Below are 20632 nucleotides of genomic sequence, written 5' to 3'. Positions count from 1 at the left end.
TTGGTTATTGACCGCAGCGTGATGGTTGATCTTTGGGGGAGCGGAGGCTAACACCTCTACAACGAGCCGGCAACACGAGCGTTGCACGCGCGCCGCAATGGCTGTCCGGCGCTTTGATTCAAACCACCTCGTCATCCAATGCTGCACCGCGATCCTTGACCCGCGTCACTTGCGACAGCACCGCATCCTCTGCCATCATGTCCGGCCGCTGCCCTTTGTAGACCGGCTGCTCGAACTTGCCACCCGCATAGCGGTAGAGATAGCGCACCTCGACCAGCGTGCCCGCAGCCGGCAGTGCTTCGTTCGGCGGCACGGTCACGTTGCCCATGTCGACCATCGCGCCGGCTTCGTCGCGCAGCCCGACGGCGACCGAGCGCTGCGCGTTCACGCGAATCACCTCGCAGGTCGCGCTCTGGTTGAACTTGAACTTCAGGCTGGTGGTGCTGCGCCCTGCCGCGAACGGCGCGGCGAGCGCTTTGAGCACATAGCCTTCGCCGTGCGCGGCCAGCAGTTCCGCGGCGCGGCGGCGCTTGCCTTTGGCGGTGGTTTCGAGGCCGAGCACCACCATCCACGGCAGGCTTCCGGCTGCCTTCTGCAGATGGCCGAAGCGTTCGATGAAAGGTGCGCTGCGCAGGTCCCGGCCATCGAGCTCCAGCAGGTCGAAGGCCTTGAAGACATCGCCCACATGCTCGCCCGCGATGACGGTGCGGCCCGCCGGAACGCCAGCCCCACCCACCCAGGCCTGTGGGATGTCGACGAAGAGCCCACGGCGATTGGTGCCGCGCACCGTCTCGCCCTCGATCAACAGGATGCGGTTCTCGCCATCGGCCTTTTCCTGCAGGCCCCAGCCGGCGTCGTCGAAGTAGCGCGCCACCTGTTCTTCGAGGATCAATGTGGGTAGCTGCGGCAGCTCGCCGCTGATGCGGCCTGCGAGGTCGGTCGAGGTGTAGAGCGCGCCCGACTGGTCCGGCGTGTAGCCCTTGGAGGTCTTTTCCTTCACGACCTTTTCGTAGATCTTCAGCGCGGCCTCGAAAGCGACGGGGCTGCTGGTCTTGGTGCCGGTGGCGAGCGTGCCGCCGCGGCGCCCGTTGCCATAGTCGACCACCCAGCCCTCGTCCTTCGGGCGCAGGTGGACCTGGTAGACCTTGTCGGAGCCCTGGCCTGTGAAGTAGAGAAAGCTCGATTGCGCCCCCGGTTCACCGGGAGATTTCTCAGCGGACGCAACAGAGGATTCCGCCTTGGCCGGCGGCGCCGCTGCCTGCGAACTCACCTGCCGCAGATCGACCTCCGGCCGCATTGACGCCGCCCCGTTCCACCGCACCTCGAAGCCCGCCTTGCGGAAGTGTTCGACGATGAGTTCGCCGACGCGCAGCATGTCGGCATCCGCACCCTCCGGCGCGCCCCAGAACGCGAGCGACAGCTGGCTGGAGCTTTTCGCGCGATTCAGGTCCTGCCGCGTGTAGAAGCAGAAGCCGTGCACGCCGGCCGCCTCGCCGCCGCGCTCGCGAAATGCCTCGGAGCAATCGGAAAAACCATCGGATTGCGTCTGCCCCGCATCCTGCAGCGTGACGAGCCCAGCCTTCGTCAACGCGTCGAAGACCTCGTCGATCCTCGCCTTGGCGACGCGCCATTGAGCGGTCGTCATCTTCACGGGATCGGGTTCGGGCGGCGGTGCTTCGGGAACCGGTCTGCCAGTCACGCGTGCAAGCAGCTCGACCACCTCTTCCATCATCGCGTTCTCGGTAATGTGATTGCCGTGGCCGTCGCTGATGTCGGCCTTCGCGCCGGCATCGATGAGCAACTGCACCGCATCCACTGTCGGCGCAAATTCGGCCGCAAGATAGAGCGCGGTGCGGCCATCGGCGCTCTTGTACTCCAAGGGGCTGCCGGCATCGATCAACAGCCGCAGCACCGCCAGGTTCGCTTCGACCTCGGCCTCGTTCGACCCCGTTGCGGCGCATTGCAACGCAGTAAAGCCCTGCTTGTTCACTGCGGCCATGTCGGCCCCCGCCGCGATGCATGCGCGCACGGTCTCGACATCGGCCTGGTCCGCGGCCTCGAAAATCTTCTTCGGGTTCATGGCACTCCCTGTGTTGGTTTTTGGATTCTGCCGCAGGCACATGGCACCACATGGCACTTCACAGGCCGCGCGAACCTCGCTACATTCGACGCCTCGATCCACAACACAGACCGGAGGTGCGCGATGGAAGACACTGCTATTCATTCCCCCACCCCTCTACGGTTTGTTGTCGGGTCGTTCCAGAACTGCTGCTGACGCGTCCACTGCGCAGCGCTTGCCCCTGAGGGCATCGCCAGTTCGATCATCGCGGCCTCCTGCCGCGACAAACCGCCCGATTCAAACACCGCCGCCGGCACGCATGTGCGTGCCGCGCGCGATCCGTTCCTTTTTCGAATCAAGGCCAAGCATGCTTGAAACCCGTGCCGCCGACGCGCGGCATTTCGTGACTTCCTATTTCGATCCCCAGCAGGCATCCGCCGCAACCTGGGCGCACTACCTTGCCCACTGGCGTCTTCGCAACGAAGAAGATTTTCCGGGCGACCCCCTGCCCAGCGATATCCACGCAAAGCAGAACATCCGGCAACACACGCCCTTGCACATCACGCATCGCATCCTTGCGCACGACGCAGAGGGTCACGTCGTGGGCAACATCAACATGGGCCTGCGCCGCGAAGGCACGCTCGACTACGAAGCCCATGCGCCCTTCGTCAATGTCTCGGGCGGCGTGCGGCAATCTCACAGGCGGCAAGGCGTCGGCAGCCTTCTGTTGCGAGAGCTGCTGGCGTTGATGGACACGCGTGGCAAGACCACCGCCACCTTCAACGTCCACCTGCCCGAGAGCCACGCATTCCTTGCAGCCATCGGTGCGTTCGAAAAACATCGCAGCATGGAAAACCGCATGGCCTTCGCCAGCCTCGACGAGGGTGCGCTTGCCCGCTGGCGCACCAAAGCGCTCGCGCCTGCGCACGGACTGCGCCTGGAGATCCACGCAGGCCGCGTGCCCTTCGAGCGCCTTGCCACGCTGATGACGCCGCTCTCGGCGCTGCTCGAAGACGCGCCCACCACCGGCCTCGCCCGCGCGCCCATGCGCTTCGAGCTGGAGGACTTCCGTGCCTGGTACGCCGAGATCGATCGCCGCGGCGGCGAGCACTTCCTCGTGCTGTTGCTCGACGGCGAGGAAGTGGCCGCGGTGTGCGATGCGAGCTGGAACCGGCTCTACCCCGACCGCATGTTCCAGCGCCTCACCGCCGTGGCCCGCAGCTGGCGCGGCAAGGGCCTGGCCAAGGGTGTGAAGGCAGTGATGCTGCAGCTGGTGCGGGAGCGCCACCCCGGGGTGGTGATGGCCGTCACGCAGAACGCGGAGGTCAACGCGCCCATGCTCGCCATCAACCGCCAGTTGGGCTTTGCCCCGCACAGGCATGATGGGGCCTACCAGATCGGCACGGAAAGCCTGAGGGCCTTCCTCTCGACCCGCCGACTGGCTTCGCGGGAGGCGCACACATGAAGACACCCCAGAGACTGCAGACCCTCGTGGACGAAGGCCTGATCGACACCGTCGTGCGCCAGCTCATGAGCGGCAAGGAAGCCATGGTCTACGTGGTGCGCTGCGGCGAGGAAACGCGCTGCGCCAAGGTCTACAAGGAGGCCGACAAGCGCAGCTTCCGCCAGGCCGTCGACTACACCGAGAACCGCCGCGTCAAGAACACCCGCGAGGCGCGCGCCATGGCCAAGGGCACGAAATTCGGCCGCCAGGTGACCGAGGCCATCTGGCAGAGCGCCGAGGTCGATGCGCTCTACCGCCTGGCCGCGGCCGGTGTGCGGGTGCCCACGCCGCACAACTTCCTCGAAGGCGTGCTGCTGATGGACCTGGTGACCGACGCCAACGGCGACGCTGCCCCGCGCCTGAACGATGTGGCCTTCTCGCCCGAAGACGCGCTGCGGCACCACGCGAGCCTGCTGCGCGAGGTGATGCGCATGCTGTGCGCGGGCGTGGTGCACGGCGACCTCTCGGAGTTCAACGTGCTGCTGGCCGAAGACGGCCCGGTGATCATCGATCTGCCACAGGCCGTGGACGCCGCGGGCAACAACCACGCCAAGCGCATGCTGCTGCGCGACGTGGAGAACCTGCGCAACTTCTTCGGCCAGTTCGAACCCGCACTGCTGAAGACGCACTACGGCGACGAGATCTGGCAGCTCTACGAGCGTGGCCTGCTGCGGCCCGAAACGGAGCTCACGGGCACCTTCGTGCGCGAGACCGGCCCGGTCGATCTGAGCAACGTGCTGCGAGAGGTGGACGATGCGCGCGCGGAAGAAGCGGCGCGGCTGCTGCGGATGCAGACGCCGCGACAATAGCGGGCCGATCACGCCCGCTCCGATGACTTCCAACGCCCTGCCCCAGCCCCAGCCTTTTTCAACCGCGGTCACCGCTGTCCGCCAGATCGCCAGGGCCGCGGCCTTCGTGGCGCTGGGCGTCGGCTCGGCGGCGCATGCCGCCAGCATTCGCCTGGAGGACGATCGCGGCACCACGCTCGAACTGCAGGCGCCCGCCAAACGCATCGTCTCGCTGATGCCTTCGCTCACCGAAACGGTCTGCGCACTCGACGCCTGCGACCGGCTGGTGGGCATCGACCGCCACGCCAACTGGCCTCTGCAGGTGAAGGGCCTGCCGCAGGTCGGCGGCATCGACGACGCGAACATCGAGCGCATCGTCGCGCTCAAGCCCGACCTCGTGCTCCTGCGCCCGCGCAGCCGCGCCGCCGAACCGCTGGAGCGGCTGGGCATCAAGGTGCTGGCGCTCGACGCCAAGACCCATGCCGACATGCGGCGGGTGATGGAGACGGTGGCGCGCGCCACCGGCAAGCCCGGCGCGGGCGAAGCCTTCTGGCGCGGGCTCGATGCCCGGCTCCATGCGGCCCGGGCTCGTGTGCCGCTGGGCTGGCAGGGGCGGCGCGTTTATTTCGAGGTGCATGGCGGCGTGGCCGCAGCGAGCGAAAGCTCATTCATCGGCGAGACGCTCGCGCGCCTGGGTCTGGCCAATGCGGTGCCGGGCACGCTCGGGCCGTTCCCCAGGATGAGCCCCGAATTCGTGGTGCGCGCCGACCCGGACGTGCTGATGGTCTCGGTGCTCGGCGAAATCTCCACGATGGCTTCGCGGCCCGGCTGGTCGGCCATGGCCGCCATCCAGCGGGGGCGCGTCTGCAGCTTCGCCTCGGCGCGCTTCGACCTGATGATGCGTCCCGGCCCGCGGCTGGATGAAGCGGCCGATGCCATCGTGAACTGCCTCGCCTCGCTGGGCAATCCGCCGCGCTGAGGCGGTTGGCCTTCGCCCCGTTCCCGCCCCCCCGATACCCCCCGTCCCACCGTCGCTTCATGAAATCCCGCCCCAAGCAGTCCACGTCTTCCACCCCGTTCATCCGCGTCGGCCCGAGCGGCATCCACGGCCTGGGCGCCTTTGCGACCCGCGACCTGCCCGCGGAGGCGTTTCTGGGTCTCTACGAAGGCCGCCGCTACACGAAGGAGGAAATCGCCGCCAAGGTCTGGGACGACCAGCTCACCTACCTGTTCACGCTGTCGAACCACGAGACCATCGACGGCGCCAAGGGCGGCAACGGCACCCGGCACCTGAACCACGCCTGCGAGCCGAACTGCGAGGCCGTCGAGGAGTACGACGAAGCCGGCGAGATGGTGCTGAAGTTCCAGACGCTCGTGGCCGTGAATGCGGGCGACGAGTTGTTCATCGACTATTCGCTGACAGCGGACGACGGCTCGCCGCCGTCGAAGTACCCCTGCCATTGCGGTTCGCCGAACTGCCGCGGGACGATGCTGGCGCCGGTGGACAGCACAGCGGAGAAAGACGGCCAGCCAGACGCCGCGCCCACCAAGCCATCGCCGTTCAGCGACCTGCCGTGGTGAGCTGAAGCCCCTTCCAGTTTTCAGTGCGACTCGGCCTTGAGGCTTCGAAGTTGCTCCTCGGCCCGTTCGAGCTCCGCGCGAAGCGTGCGGATCTCCTGCTCCAGTTTCTCGATGCGCGCCGCGCGGCCCTGCGCGGGCGCAAGCGCCACGCAGCGTGTCTGGAGTGCGGCCAGTTCCTCGCCGAGTTCGCGCCGACGCAGCATCTGTCCGCGGGAGCGGGCGAGCGCCATGTCGCGCTCGAGCACCGCTTCCTGCGCCTTGCAGTCGGCCGCATCCAGCGGCTCGGGCGGCGCCGTCTGTGCGAAGGCGGGCGTGGCCAGGGCCCATGCAAGGGCCAGGAAGCAGGGTTTGAAGCGCATGCCGCGAAGGTACCCGAAACACCCGGTGTTGGGGGTGCTCGGCCCTATGCCGTGCGGGCCATGCACTTGATCTCGATCAGTCAGTCGGCACCGTGCGAGGCGCATCAGCGTTTCTTGTGATTCACGCGGACCGTTCCGCGGCAAGGTAACGCGCCTGCCATCGCACCGCGAGCTGCTGCGCCCGATGCAACGGCACGCGCGCAGCTTCGAAATCGACTACGCAGGCAAAGTCGGCCGCTTCGGGCCGCGCGGGGCTCTCGCTGCTGCGGCCATCGGTCAGCAGCCACAGCCAGCGCTGACGGGCCGCACTGCGCATGAGCAATTGGTCCGCGCGCTGCACGCCGAGCGCGAGCGGTGTGCCGCCACCGGCCGCAATGGGCGCGATCCAATCGTCGTTCCAGGCGCTGGCGCGGCGCGGCGACAGGCGCAGTTCGACCACTTCGCCGGCAAAGCACAGCAGCGCCACATGGTCGCGCCGCTGGTAGGCCTCTTCCATCAGCGACAGCAGCAGGCCCTTGGCGCGCGCGAGATTGCCGTCGTTGCGCATCGAAGCGGAGCAGTCGAGCAGGAAGCAGTGCAACGCGCCGCTGCGGGCCTGCAGCGGACGGCGGCGCAGGTGCTCCGCGCGCAGCGTGTCGGCGCCGCGGTTCGCCAGCGTGCGCGGCCAGTCGAGTGCGGCGCCCGGCGATGCGGCGCCGTGCCATGCGTCCCTTTGCCTGCCCTGCCTCCAGTCGCCCTGGCGTGCGCCAGCGGGTGCGGCGTCCCGGAGGCTCAGGCTTTTTTTGGGGTGGCCTGCTGTGCGGATTGCGAAGGGATCAGCGGGCGCAGCGGCTTGACGCGTTCGATGCCGACGGGCTCGGGCGGCATGGCGCCCCAGTCCTGGTCGCCTGTGTTGTTCTGGCCTGCGCCGCTCGTGCTCGGCGCACGTTGGGTGCTTGGGGTGACAGGTGCCGACGCGGCTGCCGCACCTTCGGCTTCCGGCTTGCGCCGATGCAGCAGCACGGCTTCGGCCACGCGCCGCACATGGTCGGCGGTGATGGCGACCGCCCCCTCCCAGGCTGCGAGCGCGCGCGCCGAACGCAGCATCACGAGGTCGGCGCGCAAGCCGTCGACCTGTGATGCGATGCACAGTGCGCCGACGGCTTCATGCACTTCATCGCTGTACGGCAACGCCGATGCATCCGCCACGGCAGCGCGGGCCGTGACGAGCGCCGCGGCCAACTCGGCCTCGGCCTGCGCATGCTTCGCACGAAAGCCCTGCGGATCGGCGTCGAACGCCAGCCGCGCACGCACGATGGCCTGTCGCTCGGCCGCATCCTCGATGTTGCGCAGCTGCACGCACAGCCCGAACCGGTCGAGCAGTTGCGGGCGCAGCGTGCCCTCCTCCGGGTTCATCGTGCCGACCAGCACGAAGCGCGCCGCATGCCGGTGCGAGATGCCGTCGCGCTCCACCACGTTGACGCCGCTGGCCGCTGCATCGAGCAGCGAATCGATCAACGCATCGGGCAGCAGATTGATCTCATCCACATACAGCACGCCGCCGTTTGCGCGTGCCAGCAGGCCGGGCGCGAACTTGAGTTCGTGGCCTGCGAGCGCCTGGCCGAGGTCGAGCGTGCCCACGAGGCTTTCGAGGCTCGCACCCAGCGGCAACGTGACGAATGGCGCGCCTGGCAGCAGTTCGGCCAGCGCCCGCGCCGCGGTGGTCTTGGCCGTGCCGCGTGGGCCTTCGATCAGCACACCACCCAGCCCCGGATCGACTGCGGCCAGCAGCAGCGCCTGGCGCAAGTGCGGCTGGCCCGCGATCGCGGCGAAGGGAAAAGGCACCGGCATGGGCGCGGCAGTGGTCATGGGAGCGTTCCTTCCATCTGCTGCTCCTGGTCGAGCAGCAGGTTTTCTAGCTGGGTCTGGTAGTCGCCGGGCGACTGCCACAGGCCGCGCCGCATGGCTTCGAGCAGGCGGCTCAGCATGTCGTGCAGCGCACGCGGATTGTGTTCGTTCACGAAATCGCGGGTGTCGGCGTCGAGCACGTAGGCATCGGCCACCATCGCGTACTGGTGGTCGCCGACCACGCGCGCGGTAGCGTCGAAGCCGAAGAGGTAGTCCACCGTCGCGGCCATCTCGAAGGCGCCCTTGTAACCATGACGCTTGACGCCATCGATCCATTTGGGGTTGACCACACGCGCGCGGATCACACGGCTGATTTCTTCCTTCAGCGTGCGCACGCGCGGCGCCTGCGGGTTGCCGTGGTCGCCGTGGTACATCGCCGGCTGCTGGCCGCTCAAGTGGCGCACGGCGGCGGCCATGCCGCCCTGGAACTGGTAGTAGTCGTTGGAGTCGAGCAGGTCGTGCTCGCGGCTGTCCTGGTTCTGCAGGACGACGTTCATGGCGCGCAGGCGCCGCACCAGCGCATCGGTTGCGGGCACGCCGTCGCTGCCCTGCCCGTAGGCGTGTGCGCTGCCGCCGACATAGGCGTTGGAGAGGTCGTTGTCGGTCTGCCAGTCGCCGTGGTCAAACAGCGGCTGCAGGCCGGAGCCGTAGCTGCCCGGCGCGGAGCCGAACACGCGCCAGCCGGCCTGCATGCGCGCGGCCTCGGGGGCGAGGCCTTCTGCTTCGAGCGCAGCGCTTTCGCGAAGGATGCGGGCACGGATCGGGTTGCGCTCGGCGTCTTCGTCTTCCTGCGATGCGACGGCCTGCACCGCGGCGTCGAACATCTGCACGGCATTGGGAAAGGCATCGCGAAAGAACCCCGAGATGCGCAGCGTCACGTCGATGCGCGGACGCCCGAGCCCCACCGTGGGCAGCACCTCGAAATCGACCACGCGCTGGCTGCCGGGCGCCCACTTGGGCCGCACGCCGATCAACGCGAAGGCTTGTGCGAGGTCGTCGCCGCCGGTGCGCATCGTGGCGGTGCCCCAGACCGACAGGCCCAGCGCCACAGGGTAGTCGCCGTGCTCCTGCAGATGGCGCTCGACCAACTGCGCGGCGGACTTGAGGCCGAGCATCCAGGCGGTGGGCGTGGGGATGGCGCGCGTATCGACCGCGTAGAAGTTGCGGCCGGTCGGCAGCACATCGGGTCGGCCCCGCGAGGGCGAACCGCTCGGTCCGGGTGGCACGAAGCGGCCCTGCAGTGCGCGCGAAAGCTGGTGCAGCTCGTGCGGACCGCAGGCGTCGAGCGCGGGGGCAAGGGTTCGCTCAATGCGGCTCATCACGGCTGCCGTCTGCGGCATGTCGGGTGGGCAAGCGTTCTCTTCCATCAGGCGCTGTGCAAGAAGCTCCAGCCGCTCGCGCGTGTCACCGTGATGCCGCCACGCATCGGCGCTCACCGATTGCAGCAACGCCGGCCGTGCGCCTTGCCACGGCTTGGCCGCGTCGATATCGAGCGGGTCGAAAGCCTCGCCCGGCAGCAGATCCTGCGCCAACGCGCCCAGCAGCCCGGCATTCGCCCCCATGCCGTCGGCGGACGGATAGCGCGCGAGCGCGAGCAGCGTGTCGCGCCGCAAGCGCGCCTCGGGTGAAGCGCCGAACACATGCAGCCCGTCGCGAATCTGCGTTTCCTTGAGCTCGCACAGGTACGCATCGACGCGCGCGAGCACCGCATCGTCTTCCGCGCCCGGCATGCCCAGTTCCTCGACCAGATGTTGCGCCCGCACGGCCGCGAGGATCTGTGCGCGCAGCACCTTCGCGCGGCGCGCATCGACCAGCAGCGCGTCGTAGTACTCGTCGACCTGACGCTCCAGGTCTTGCATCGGCCCGTGGTTCTCGGCGCGCGTGAGCGGAGGCATCAGGTGATCGACGATCACGGCCTGCGTGCGCCGCTTGGCCTGCGCGCCCTCGCCCGGGTCGTTGACGATGAAGGGGTAGACGTTGGGCAGCGGCCCGAGGATCGCATCGGGCCAGCAGGTCTGCGCGAGCGCGATGCTCTTGCCCGGCAGCCATTCGAGGTTGCCGTGCTTGCCGACATGCACGACCGCATCGATGGCGAAGGCATCGCGCAGCCAGAAGTAGAAAGCGAGGTAGCTGTGCGGCGGCACCAGTTCGGCGTCGTGGTAGCTCGCGTAGTCGGCCGTGCCCAGGGTGCCGAGTGCGCGTGCGGGCTGGATGCCGACGAACACATGACCCAATCGCAGGCCGGCGATCATGAATCGGTCCTGCCGCAGCATCGGATCTTGCTCAGGCGTGCCCCATCGCGCATCGATGGCGGCGGCCATGCCTTCGGGCAAGTCGGCGAGCCGCGCGCGGTAGTCGGCGAGCGCGTAGCTCTGCCACGCGGGGCGCGCGGACCATTGGGCCGGATCGTTCGCGATGCCTTCCTGCAGCTTCTGCATCAGCGCATCGCCATCGGCCGGGATGGCATCGCCGAGCGCGTAGCCCTCGGCCTGCATCGAACGCAGGATGGCGATCACCGAAGCCGGCGTATCGAGCCCAACGCCGCTTCCGATGCGCCCTTCGCTGCCGGGGTAGTTCGCGAGGATCAATGCGATGCGCTTGTCGGCTGCCTTCAGGCTGCGCAGCCGGCACCAGCGCCGCGCCAACTTGGCCACGAAGGCGATGCGATCCGGTTCGGGTTGGTAGCTCACCACCTCGGTCTGCGTCAGTTCGCAGCGGTGCGACAGGCCCTTGAAGCTCACGGCACGCGTGATGATGCGGCCGTCCATCTCGGGCAGCGCGATCTGCATCGCGATGTCGCGCGGGCGCAGGCCCTGGCTGTCGGCCAGCCAGTCTTCGCGGTTGCCGCCACTCACGATCACCTGCAGCACCGGCGCATCACCGGCCAGCGCGATGGCTTCGCCTGCGTCATCTTGTGCGCCCTGCCCCAGTGCGGCGAAGGCGGTGGTGTTCAGCACGAGCTGCACATCATGTTCGCTGCACAGGCCGCGGAATGCGGACAGGCACAGCGGGTCTTTCAGCGAATCGAGCGCGACCGGCAGCGGGTTCAAGCCCTCGGCGTGCAGCGCGGCTGCGAGCGCATCGAATGCCGCCGTGTTGCCCGACAGCAGGTGCGAACGATAGAAAACAAGTGCCACCACTGGCGCATCCGCATGCCACCCGACGCGCAGATCGTCGATGCCGGCGACGGTGTGCGCCGCATCCATGCCGCGCGGCACATGCAGCGCGACCTGCGGCAGGCTGCGCGGCGGCAGCGGCGCCTCGCCATGGCCGAGGCCATGGAAGGCCACCGCGCGCAGGAACTGCATCGCATTGCCCGCGCCGCCCGCGCGCATGTATTGCCAGAGCTGGCGACACACGGCGCGCGGCAAGGTGCTGCGCGCGAGCAGGTCTTCGTCTTCCTGCAGGTCGCCCGAGAACATCGCGAGCTGCTGGCCCTTGCGCTTCGCAAGCTTCTCAAGCTGCTGCAACCCGTAGGCCCAGGCCGATTCGGCGCCCAGATGATCGACCACCACCACGCGCGCATGCTGCAGCACCTCGTCGACATACAGGTCGAGCGAGGCCGGCTGGCGCAGGTACATGAGGTTGGCCAGCCGCAGCGACGGGTAGCCGGGGACGGTGGCCGCCAGCGCGGTGCGCGCGGCGGCGAGCAGCGCGAGCGTGGTGTCGGCCGAACTGAGCACCACGATCTCGCCCGGCGTCTGGTCGAGCCGGGTGACGACGCTGTCGTCCTCGACGAAGCGTCCGGGCTGGGTGCTCAGCAGGTGCATGCGGTCAGGCCGGCACGGCGGCCACGCCTTCGAGTGCCTTGCGCAGCGCGCCCTCATCGAGGTCTTCGCCGATGAACACGAGGCGCGTGCGCTGCGCTTCGTCATCGCGCCAGCGGCGGTCGAAATGATGGTCGAAGCGGCGGCCGACGCCCTGCACCAAGAGGCGCATCGGCTTGCCCGGGATCGCGACGAAGCCCTTCACGCGGTAGATGGTGTGCTGCTCGACCAGCGCGGCGAGCGCGGCCAGCAGGCCTTCGCGGTCCACCGGCGGCAGATCGATCACGAGCGAGTCGAACTCGTCGTGGTCGTGGTCTTCCTCGTGGTCGTGGTGGCTCTCGCGAAGGTGGATCGTGGTTTCCGCCGCGCGGCCCTGGCCCAGCAGCAGCGCGAGCGGCAGCTTGCCTTCGGTGGCGGCGACGATCTTCACTTCGAGCGGCAGCTCTTCACGCACCAGCGCCTCGACCTGCGCGCGCGTGGCGTCATCCATCAGGTCGGTCTTGTTGAGCACCACGAGGTCGGCGGCCGAGAGCTGGTCTTCGAAGAGTTCGTGCAGCGGCGATTCGTGGTCGAGGTTGGGGTCGGCGCGGCGCTGCGCATCGACTTCCTGCGGGTTCTCGGCAAACTGGCCCGAGGCAGCGGCCGGGCCGTCGACCACGGTGACCACCGAATCGACGGTGAAGATGTTCGCGATGTCCGGCCACTGGAAGGCCTGCACCAGCGGCTTGGGGAGCGCGAGGCCCGAGGTCTCGATGATCACCGCGTCGATGTCGCCGCGGCGCTCGGCCAGCTGCAGCATCACGGGCAGAAACTCTTCCTGCACGGTGCAGCAGACGCAGCCGTTGGCCAGTTCGTACAGCGCGCCTTCGCGCTCGTTGCCTTCATCGTCGCAGCCGATGCCGCAGCCGCGCAGGATCTCGCCGTCGATGCCAAGCTCGCCGAACTCATTGACGATCACCGCGATGCGGCGGCCCTCGGCGTTGCCAAGGATATGGCGCAGCAGCGTGGTCTTGCCGCTGCCGAGGAAGCCCGTGACGATGGTGACGGGGATCTTGGCGTTGCTCTGTGTCATGGAATGGATGCTTTCAAGCGCCTGGGCGCGAAGATGGATGGCGGCATGCCGCAGCGCGCCGCGAGGACACTGCGGCGTGCGTGGCGATGGATTCGGCTCAGATGTCGCCGTACAGGCGGCGCTCGACGAAGACCGTGCCCTGCAGACGGCGCCAGCCCTTGGCAGCGGCCAGCACGCCCAGGTCTACCAGCGGCTCGACCAGCACGACGGTCATATAGGCCGCGCCGAAGCTGGCGATCTGGCCCAGGTTCTCAAGGCCCGTGCCGCGTCCGTAGAGCGCCCAGAAGCCGACCCAGACCACGATGCCGCCCTGGTAGGCCACCGACAGCTTGAAGGCCTGCTGGTAGCTGATGTCCACGTAGGCCACGTTGTCGGGAATGATCCGCCGCGCCAGCGCGGCCGTCGCGAACAGGGGCACCAGCAAGGTGGTGACGTTCATGCCGAACTGCGGCAGGTCCTGCGGTTCAAAAAAGAGACTCTGGATGAGCAACCCGCCCGCCAGGCCGATGGCCGCGGGCGCGAGCCCAAACACCAGCAAAAGCGTCGTGCCCAGGATCAGGTGCACCTCGGAAACGCCCACGGGATGGTGCGGCAGCACTTCGAAGAAGCAGAACACCAGCGCCACGGCGATGGCAGAGCGCAGCGCCAGGGCCGCGGGGCCGTCCTTCATGAGGGTATCGAAGGCCACCTTGCCTGTGTAGGCCAGCGCGGCGGCAGCCGTCGCGTAGCTGAGGAATATCTTGGATCCGTCGACGAGACCTGGTTCGATGTGCATCGAGCACCTCCTGTAATGCACCGCAGTGCGAAAGTTGATTGTTGGTGGATGGGATGGATCACGCAAGCGCCGTCATGAACGCTGGAGCGCGCGCTGTGCTGCCGGCACGGCCGACACCTTGGGCTGGCGCCGCAACCGGCGCCAGCCGATCACCACGCCGCTCGCCGAGGTGACCATGCCGATGATCGACAGCAGCCACACGACGATGTCCCAGGCGGGGCGGTATTGGATGAGCCATGGGAAGTCGAGGCTGTGCGCGGCATTGAAGAGCCAGCGGCGCAGGCGAGCGTTGCTGTCGTTGCTGCCGGCGACCTGCCCGCTCGAGGGATCGATGTAGATCCAGCTGCGTGCGACGTCGTCGAATTCGAGGCGCCAGATGGGCACGGTGCGCTCGCGGTGGTGGCCGTACCAGTGAAAGTCTTCGCGGGTCTGCAGCGTGGTTCGAATCACGTGGGCACCGGGACGCAGGCGTGCGGCGGCGCGCACGATGTCTTCGCGGGCTATCGAGGCAGGTGCACCTGTGACCGCGTCCACCACCCGCACGCGGGCCTGCGCATCGCGCAGTTGCAACAGCGGCTTGCCGTCGAACCACATCAGCAACGCCTCGCGCGAAGCCGCGGCGCCCTCGCCCGCTGGCAGCGTGGTCGGCGGCCATGGGAACGGCGATGCGCCGGCACCGGTGTAGCTCGCCATCGCGGCCGCGTCGCCCCGGTTGCGCTCGAACCAGTTGTTGGGGTTCATCGAGAGCCAGCCGCTCACGATCCAGGTCAGCACAAAGAAGCCGCCGATCAGCCCGGCGATGTGATGCCAGGCCATCCAGCCCGTGTACGGCGTGACGGCGCCGTTGCGAAAGCGCCGGCGCAGGCGGATGCGCAGGATGCCGATCACGATGCCCGTGACAGCCGAGACGATGCAGGCAGCCGACAGCCACACCACCACGTCGTGCCACAGCGGCGGATCGGCGCGAATCGGGGTGAAATAGATCCAGTGCGGCACGGAGCCGAGCCAGTTCCAGAAGCGTTCGGAGCGCGTGGTGTCGCGCACCACCTCGCCGGTGCGCGAGGACACGTAGAGCTCGGTGCCGGCCGCGTCGCCGATCTCGATGCGATGCAGCGGGCGCAATGGGTTGAGGCCCTGCGGCACGGTCCACTGGTCGCGCTCCAGCGTCTCGGCCCAATGCGCACCGGGCTGGCCCGAGAAGTCGCGGGCGATGGCTTCGGCCTGCGCCGCATCGACACCGCCGAGCACATGGCCATCGCGTGCCGACACCGCGTGCCGCCCACCGTGTGAATCAACGATGCGCCACACGGGCAGCGGATCGGCCCCGCCCTGCGTCTCCAGCGCCATGCGCCGCGGCGGCTGCGCACGCGCGGCCTGCGGCAACGCATCGAGCGCCGCCGATGGCGTGACCACCGCCTGCTCGAAACGCACCGGGCGAAGGCCCGCCAGCCGCTCTTCGTCCGTGAGGTTCGGATACCCCACGTACATCATCACCACGCCCGAGGCGAACCACATCACGAACAGCAGGCAGCCGCCGATGCCCAGCCACCGGTGCGTCCAGTACAGCCAGTGGCGGATGCGGGGCCAGGCGCGGCGCCATGCGGTGGTCATGAGGGCGGCGCCGTTCAGAAGTTCACCAGCGCCGACAGCTCGAGCGAGCGCGGACGGCCCAGCAGCCACTGGTTGCCGCTGTTCGAGAACGACACCGGGTAGGTGCGGTTGGCCAGGTTGTAGACGCGGAACGCAAGCTTGAGCGACGGGTTCGCCTGCCAGCTCACGCCCGCGTCGGCCACGGTGTACGAGCCGATCTTGCGAGAGTTGGCTGCATCGCCTGGCGCGGGCCGACGTAGCGCACGCCGAATTCGGCCTCCCATTGCGGGAGGAAGTGCCAGTTGAGCCAGAGGTTCGCAGCCTCTTCGGGCACACCGAACGGCGTGTTGCCGGCGCGCGAAACCAGGCGACCGCCGACGACCTCGTTGAAGTCGTCATAGCGCGCCCGCAGCTTGGCGACGTTGGCTTCGAGCCTGAGCGTGGAGGTCAGTGCCAGGTCGAGCGTGGCCTCGATGCCTTCGGACGACTGCTTGCCGACCTGCTGCGTGATGGTCGGGTCGCTCGCGGAACGCGAGAGCAGCTTGTCCTTCTCGAGGCGGTAGGCCGCGATGGTCCAGGCACCACGGCCTTCGGCCAGCTGGCGCTTGTAGCCGACCTCGACCTGCTTGCCGGTGCTCAACTCGAACGGAACCTGCGTGGCCGATGTGCTGATCACCGAGGTCAAGGGATCGGCCGCACGCGCCACCTGGGCGTAGAACGACTGCGAGGCATCGGGCGCGTACACCACGCCAAGGCGGCCGGTGGCGTACTCGAAGGTTTTCTGAAGGTTGTTGGCGGCGTTCTGCAGGTCGGTGCGCACTACCTTCGCGCGGTCCCAGCGCAGGCTGCCCACCACCGACCACTGCTCGTTGAAGGCCAGCTTGTCTTCGGCGAAGAAGGCGTAGGTGCTGGTCCTGGTCTTGTAGCGCGGCGTGTAGGCCACGGGCGAGGTGTAGTAGCCGGGGTTGAAGACGAACGGATCGACCACCGAGCGGCCGCCATAGGGCGAGTCGTTGGTGTGCAGGAAGTCGATGCGGTTCGCGTCGAAGCCGACCAGCACCTGGTTCTTCAGGCCGAACAGCGAATGCCTGAAGGTGGCGTCGGTGCGGTTGCCGACCTGCTCCTGGTCGTGGCCGATTTCCAGGTAGTCGCCGCGCGTCACGCGGCGCGTGGTGGCGTTGTAGGTGTAGGTCTCGCTGTTGCGCCAGTGGCGCTTGCTGTCCAGGCGGTAGAGCTGGTTGCGCACGGTGACGGCGTCGCTGGGCGTCCACTGGGCGTCCAGGCGGGTCCAGCGGTCGCGGTACTTGATCTCGGCGTCGTCGGGGTTGTAGTTCTGCTCGCGGTTCAGGCTGCTCACGCGGCCGTTGATGAGCGGCACCCCGTAGTAGCGCTGCGGCGACTGGCGGCCCTCGTCGTGCGAGAGCGTGAACTGCAGTTGCGGCGACACATCGAGTCGCACCGCCCCACCGACCGCCAGGCTCTCGGCATCGCCGCGCACCATGAAGCCGTCGGTCTTGCGATGGCTGATGTCGAAGCGGTAGGAGAGCATGTCGTTGATCGCACCGCCGCTGCCGAAAGCGACCTGGCGCGTGGCGTCGGAGCCGGCCGTCACGAGCGCCTCGTTCTGAATCGGGCCGCGCGTGGGCTTCTTGGGCACGACATTGATCGCGCCGCCGATGGCGCCCTCGCCGAACATCACCGACGCCGCGCCGCGCAGCACCTCGATGCGATCGACCGACCAGGTGTCGAATGGAAAGGTGACGGTGCCGGCGCCCGCGTAGAGGCGCGTGCCGTCAAACAGTTGCATCACCGAGCCGTGGCCGGTGAAGCCGCGCGCCGCGAGGGCCGTGCCGCCGTTGCCGGGGCCGGGCGAACCGGTGATGCCGGTGGCGCGGGTCACTGCTTCGACCACCGAAACATCGCCGCGTGCGCGGATGGCGTCGCCGGTCAGCACCTCGATGCTGGCGGGGGTTTCCAGCGGCGTGAGGCCCAGGCGGCTGCCGGTCTGGGTCGGCTCGTCCATGGCCAGCGGTGTGTGGCGGCTGGCTTCGACCTGCACCGGCGCGAGGCTCTTGATGTTGCTGCCGTTGCCCATCGCCTCATCCGATTGCGCCAAGGCACCGCCCGAGCCGAAGGCCAGTCCCAAGCCCAGTGAAAGACCCGAAAGGCGCGACCATTGCAACGGCGCGCCCGTGCGATCGCGCGCCGGCGATGCTTGACCCATGTGACTTCTCCTCGCGACCTGCGTCCCCGCAGGCTCCTGACCGAATGAGGGCGTCGAGGGAGGTGGCTGAGGGCAGGCCAGTTCGCGCGGGGGCGAGGCGGCATGCCCGGACCCGCACTCCCGCAGCGTCCGACGGCGGTTTGCGAAGGCCGGTATCCGGGCTTGCGGAGCGCGCCGATGGGCACTTTGAATGCACATCGACGCCGAAACCCTCGCCTTCCCACGCCGAAGCGCAGTGGCTGTCGATGCCGCGGGGGCATCGACGCGAGGTTTTCCAGATCCGCTGACCGTTGCGGGGGCAGCGCAGGAATGGATGCATCCGTGAAGACGCAGCGCACCTGCTTCCCGTTTAACCCCCAGGCCACTGAATGGCATGCGGGGCACCTTCGAACCGTGTGGGTTGTTGTGTTGCTAAGAAAAGCTTACAGAACCCAACCGCCGGAATTATAGGGAGCGGCCCGTGGACAGCGCGCTGCGGCGGGTGTCCTGTATCGGCTTGCCGTCCACACCGAACAGCCGCCGCATCACTGCGACTCCAGCCACCAGCGCGTTGGAATAGCTGGCATACGGCTCGTGGGCGGCCTCCAGCGGCTCATAGACGTGGCGCTCATCGTCGGGTTGGCCACCGTCCGTCGCCTCTTCCATCAACACCCAATAGAACTCCCCCACTTCCAGTTCGTGGACGGTGAGCGCGATGTTTCTGGGCAAAGGCATGGGATGAGAGAAATGTGCAGAGGACAGGCGATTTCCTTTCTTTGAATGAATTGGCGGCTCGGGCGGTTGACAGCTCCCGGGCTTCTCCTACAGAGGGTTTGCGATGCGAGAACTAATGTTGTTGTAAGAAACCTTCAACCAGACCCCGGAGGCCCCATGAAGCACTTCACCCTTGAATCGAACATGCGAGCGAATATCGGCGGGGCGTTCTATCCGACCGGTTATTCGATGGTGATGTTCCCGAGCGCCGAGGACGCCGACCGGATCGGGCACCGGCTGATCGAAAGCGGCGTAAGCGGCGACGAGGTCTACCTTCTTCCCGCCGCGACCGTGTTGGCGGAAATCACGCCTACGGCAAGCGATGCCGACAATCCCCTGCCCTCCGCCGGCACCGAAGGCGCCACGGTGCGCGCCTACACCAAGCTCGCGCGCGAAGGGCACACGGCCCTCCTGGTCAAGACGAAGAACGAAGAGGCCGCGAACCGCCTGATGGAAGTCGTGCGGACCGTGCCGTATTCCATCGCGCAGCGCTATCGCACGCTGGTGATCGAGGACCTGTAGACGCCGGAACGGAGTTCAGGCCGGCACGGCCATCGTGACCGCACGCTGCACCACGTCGCGCGCCATGGCCTGGGCGAGTTCGTGTTCGCCGAGAAAGACGGTGACTGCCGCTTCCTGGGTGAGCAGCTTGGCTTCCTGCTCGTTATGGCTGCGGATCACGGTCTGGATCGCCGGATTGAGCGTGCGGGCGGTCTCGATCATCTGGCGCACGTTCATGGTGTCGGGCGTAGCCACCACCAGCACGCGGGCGCGCGCCACATGGGCCTGGATCAGCACCGCGGGGTCCGCCGCATCGCCCCACACGGCGGCGACGCCGGCTTCGCGCAGCTTCTCGACCAACTCGCGGTTCTGCTCGGCCACCACGTAGGGAATGTCGTTCGCCTCGAGTTCGGCCGCAATGCGGCGCCCGACGCGGCCGTAGCCGACCAGCACCACCTGCTTGGAGAGGTACTTTGCCTCGGTGGTCATCGGCAGTTCGGCCAGCGGGTCGTCGCGCGACTCCAGTCCCCGTGCGAACGAGGAATGGGCATGGAGCCACTTTTGCATCGGTGCGATGAGGCTGAACCACAGCGGATTGGTCGCAATGGAGATGAGCGCGCCCGCGAGCACCAGGCTCTGCCCCTCGACCGGCAACAGGCCGAGCGACACGCCCAGCCCCGCGAGGATGAAAGAGAACTCGCCGATCTGCGCCAGGCTCGCGCTCACCGTGAGCGCCGTGCCCAGCGGATAGCGGAACACCAGCACCAGCGCGCAGGCCGCGAGCGACTTGCCCAGCACGATCACCCCCACCACCGCGAGCACCTGCAGCGGGCGGTCGATCAGCACCGAGGGGTCGAACAGCATGCCCACCGACACGAAGAACAGCACCGCAAAGGCATCGCGCAGCGGCAGCGACTCCTGCGCCGCCCGGTGGCTGAACTGCGACTCGCGCATCACCATGCCGGCAAAGAAGGCGCCAAGAGCGAACGACACGCCGAAGAGTGCCGCCGAGGCGAAGGCGATGCTCACGGCGGCAGCCACCACGCACAGCGTGAACAGCTCGCGCGAGCCGGTGCGCGTGACCTGCCAGAGGATCCACGGGAACACGCGCCGGCCTACCACCAGCATCAGCGCGACGAAGCCGCCGACCTGCAGCAGCGTGAGGCCGAGGGTCTGCCACAGCGGGTCGGCGGGTCCGCCGCCGTTGTCGGGGGTACCGCCGAGCGCGCCGGCCAGCGGCGGCATCAGCACCAACACCAGCACCATGGCGAGGTCTTCGACGACGAGCCAGCCGATGGCGATGCGGCCGGTGAACGAATCGAGGATGCCCAGGCTCTCGAGTGCGCGCAGCAGCACGACCGTGCTGGCGACCGAGAGCGCCAGGCCGAACACGAGCGCGGCGCCGGGGCTCCAGCCCCACCACAAGGCAAGGCCGCCGCCGAGCAGCGTGGCCACGGCGATCTGCGCGAGCGCGCCGGGCAATGCGATCTTGCGCACGGCCAGGAGGTCGTCGAGGGAAAAGTGGAGGCCGACGCCGAACATCAGCAACATGACGCCGATTTCGGCGAGCTGCGCGGCGATGCCTGCATCGGCCACGAAGCCAGGGGTGAAGGGGCCGATGATCACACCCGCCAGGAGGTACCCCACCAGTGCCGGCAGCCGCAGCTTGGCCGCCAGGAAACCGAACACCAACGCCAGGCCGAGGCCGGCGGCAATGGTGTTGATGAGGGAAACGCTGTGCGGCATCGCTGCATTTTGCAGGAACGATGCCT

17 protein-coding genes and 1 riboswitch are annotated in these 20632 nt (G+C 68.0%); of the genes, 5 read left to right on the top strand and 12 right to left on the bottom strand.

The genetic code is table 11. The features are described from left to right. Positions 1 to 118: 118 nt before the first annotated feature. Entirely contained in the window at positions 119 to 2080 is a 1962-nt protein-coding gene (locus tag ACSFA7_RS19050) for a DUF6891 domain-containing protein (protein WP_435500833.1), read from the bottom strand. A 346-nt stretch (positions 2081 to 2426) separates the two neighbouring features. Between ACSFA7_RS19050 and ACSFA7_RS19045 the strand changes: the two genes are divergently transcribed. Genes ACSFA7_RS19045 through ACSFA7_RS19030 form a run of 4 tightly spaced genes read left to right on the top strand, consistent with a single transcriptional unit; the run spans position 2427 to position 5932 of the window. After that, entirely contained in the window at positions 2427 to 3524 is a 1098-nt protein-coding gene (locus ACSFA7_RS19045; RefSeq protein ID WP_435500832.1) for a GNAT family N-acetyltransferase, read from the top strand. Continuing rightward, positions 3521 to 4372, top strand: a complete 852-nt coding sequence (locus ACSFA7_RS19040) for a PA4780 family RIO1-like protein kinase (protein ID WP_435500831.1) — start codon at positions 3521 to 3523, stop codon at positions 4370 to 4372. Before ACSFA7_RS19045 ends, ACSFA7_RS19040 begins: the two co-directional genes overlap by 4 nt. Positions 4373 to 4394: 22 nt before the next feature. After that, positions 4395 to 5330, top strand: a complete 936-nt coding sequence (locus ACSFA7_RS19035) for an ABC transporter substrate-binding protein (protein ID WP_435500830.1) — start codon at positions 4395 to 4397, stop codon at positions 5328 to 5330. A 59-nt stretch (positions 5331 to 5389) separates the two neighbouring features. After that, a complete protein-coding gene (locus tag ACSFA7_RS19030; RefSeq protein WP_435500829.1) occupies positions 5390 to 5932 on the top strand; it encodes an SET domain-containing protein in 543 nt (180 codons plus the stop codon). A 20-nt stretch (positions 5933 to 5952) separates the two neighbouring features. Here ACSFA7_RS19030 and ACSFA7_RS19025 read toward each other — a convergent pair whose 3' ends face one another. The 10 genes from ACSFA7_RS19025 to ACSFA7_RS18980 form a co-directional block, all read right to left on the bottom strand. After that, positions 5953 to 6291, bottom strand: coding sequence for a DUF1090 family protein (locus tag ACSFA7_RS19025; protein ID WP_435500828.1), 339 nt, complete (start codon positions 6289 to 6291; stop codon positions 5953 to 5955). Positions 6292 to 6412: 121 nt separating this feature from the next. Beyond that, entirely contained in the window at positions 6413 to 6871 is a 459-nt protein-coding gene (locus ACSFA7_RS19020) for a vWA domain-containing protein (RefSeq protein ID WP_435500827.1), read from the bottom strand. Between the two features lie 191 nt (positions 6872 to 7062). After that, positions 7063 to 8139, bottom strand: coding sequence for a magnesium chelatase ATPase subunit I (locus ACSFA7_RS19015; protein WP_435500826.1), 1077 nt, complete (start codon positions 8137 to 8139; stop codon positions 7063 to 7065). Continuing rightward, positions 8136 to 11948, bottom strand: coding sequence for a cobaltochelatase subunit CobN (gene cobN, locus ACSFA7_RS19010; protein WP_435500825.1), 3813 nt, complete (start codon positions 11946 to 11948; stop codon positions 8136 to 8138). The genes ACSFA7_RS19015 and cobN overlap by 4 nt, the downstream gene beginning before the upstream one ends. Positions 11949 to 11952: 4 nt before the next feature. Beyond that, entirely contained in the window at positions 11953 to 13017 is a 1065-nt protein-coding gene (cobW, locus tag ACSFA7_RS19005) for a cobalamin biosynthesis protein CobW (RefSeq protein WP_435500824.1), read from the bottom strand. Positions 13018 to 13114: 97 nt separating this feature from the next. Beyond that, on the bottom strand, positions 13115 to 13792 hold the full coding sequence (locus ACSFA7_RS19000) for an energy-coupling factor ABC transporter permease (protein WP_435500823.1): 678 nt from the start codon (positions 13790 to 13792) through the stop codon (positions 13115 to 13117). A gap of 72 nt (positions 13793 to 13864) precedes the next feature. Then, positions 13865 to 15403 (bottom strand): PepSY domain-containing protein, encoded by a 1539-nt coding sequence (locus ACSFA7_RS18995; protein WP_435500822.1) that lies wholly within the window; start codon positions 15401 to 15403, stop codon positions 13865 to 13867. Between the two features lie 14 nt (positions 15404 to 15417). Continuing rightward, positions 15418 to 15585 carry a hypothetical protein gene (locus tag ACSFA7_RS18990; RefSeq protein ID WP_435500821.1) on the bottom strand — a complete coding sequence of 56 codons (168 nt, stop codon included), beginning with the start codon at positions 15583 to 15585 and terminating at the stop codon, positions 15418 to 15420. Beyond that, positions 15567 to 17606 (bottom strand): TonB-dependent receptor, encoded by a 2040-nt coding sequence (locus ACSFA7_RS18985; RefSeq protein ID WP_435500820.1) that lies wholly within the window; start codon positions 17604 to 17606, stop codon positions 15567 to 15569. Before ACSFA7_RS18985 ends, ACSFA7_RS18990 begins: the two co-directional genes overlap by 19 nt. Positions 17607 to 17736: 130 nt before the next feature. Next, a riboswitch (cobalamin riboswitch) is annotated at positions 17737 to 18007 on the bottom strand. Positions 18008 to 18050: 43 nt separating this feature from the next. After that, a complete protein-coding gene (locus ACSFA7_RS18980; RefSeq protein WP_435500819.1) occupies positions 18051 to 18320 on the bottom strand; it encodes a hypothetical protein in 270 nt (89 codons plus the stop codon). 156 nt (positions 18321 to 18476) lie between these two features. Here ACSFA7_RS18980 and ACSFA7_RS18975 point away from each other — a divergent pair, with 156 nt between their 5' ends. Next, positions 18477 to 18881, top strand: a complete 405-nt coding sequence (locus tag ACSFA7_RS18975; protein WP_206174067.1) for a hypothetical protein — start codon at positions 18477 to 18479, stop codon at positions 18879 to 18881. Between the two features lie 15 nt (positions 18882 to 18896). Here the strand turns inward: ACSFA7_RS18975 and ACSFA7_RS18970 are convergent, their stop codons facing one another. After that, positions 18897 to 20606, bottom strand: coding sequence for a cation:proton antiporter domain-containing protein (locus tag ACSFA7_RS18970; protein WP_435500818.1), 1710 nt, complete (start codon positions 20604 to 20606; stop codon positions 18897 to 18899). Positions 20607 to 20632 lie beyond the last annotated feature (26 nt).

It is taken from the genome of Variovorax trehalosi, from assembly GCF_051216415.1.
Lineage (GTDB): Bacteria > Pseudomonadota > Gammaproteobacteria > Burkholderiales > Burkholderiaceae_C > Variovorax.
Note: the sequence above shows the minus strand (reverse complement) of the source record. Positions and strands in the feature narration are given on the sequence as shown.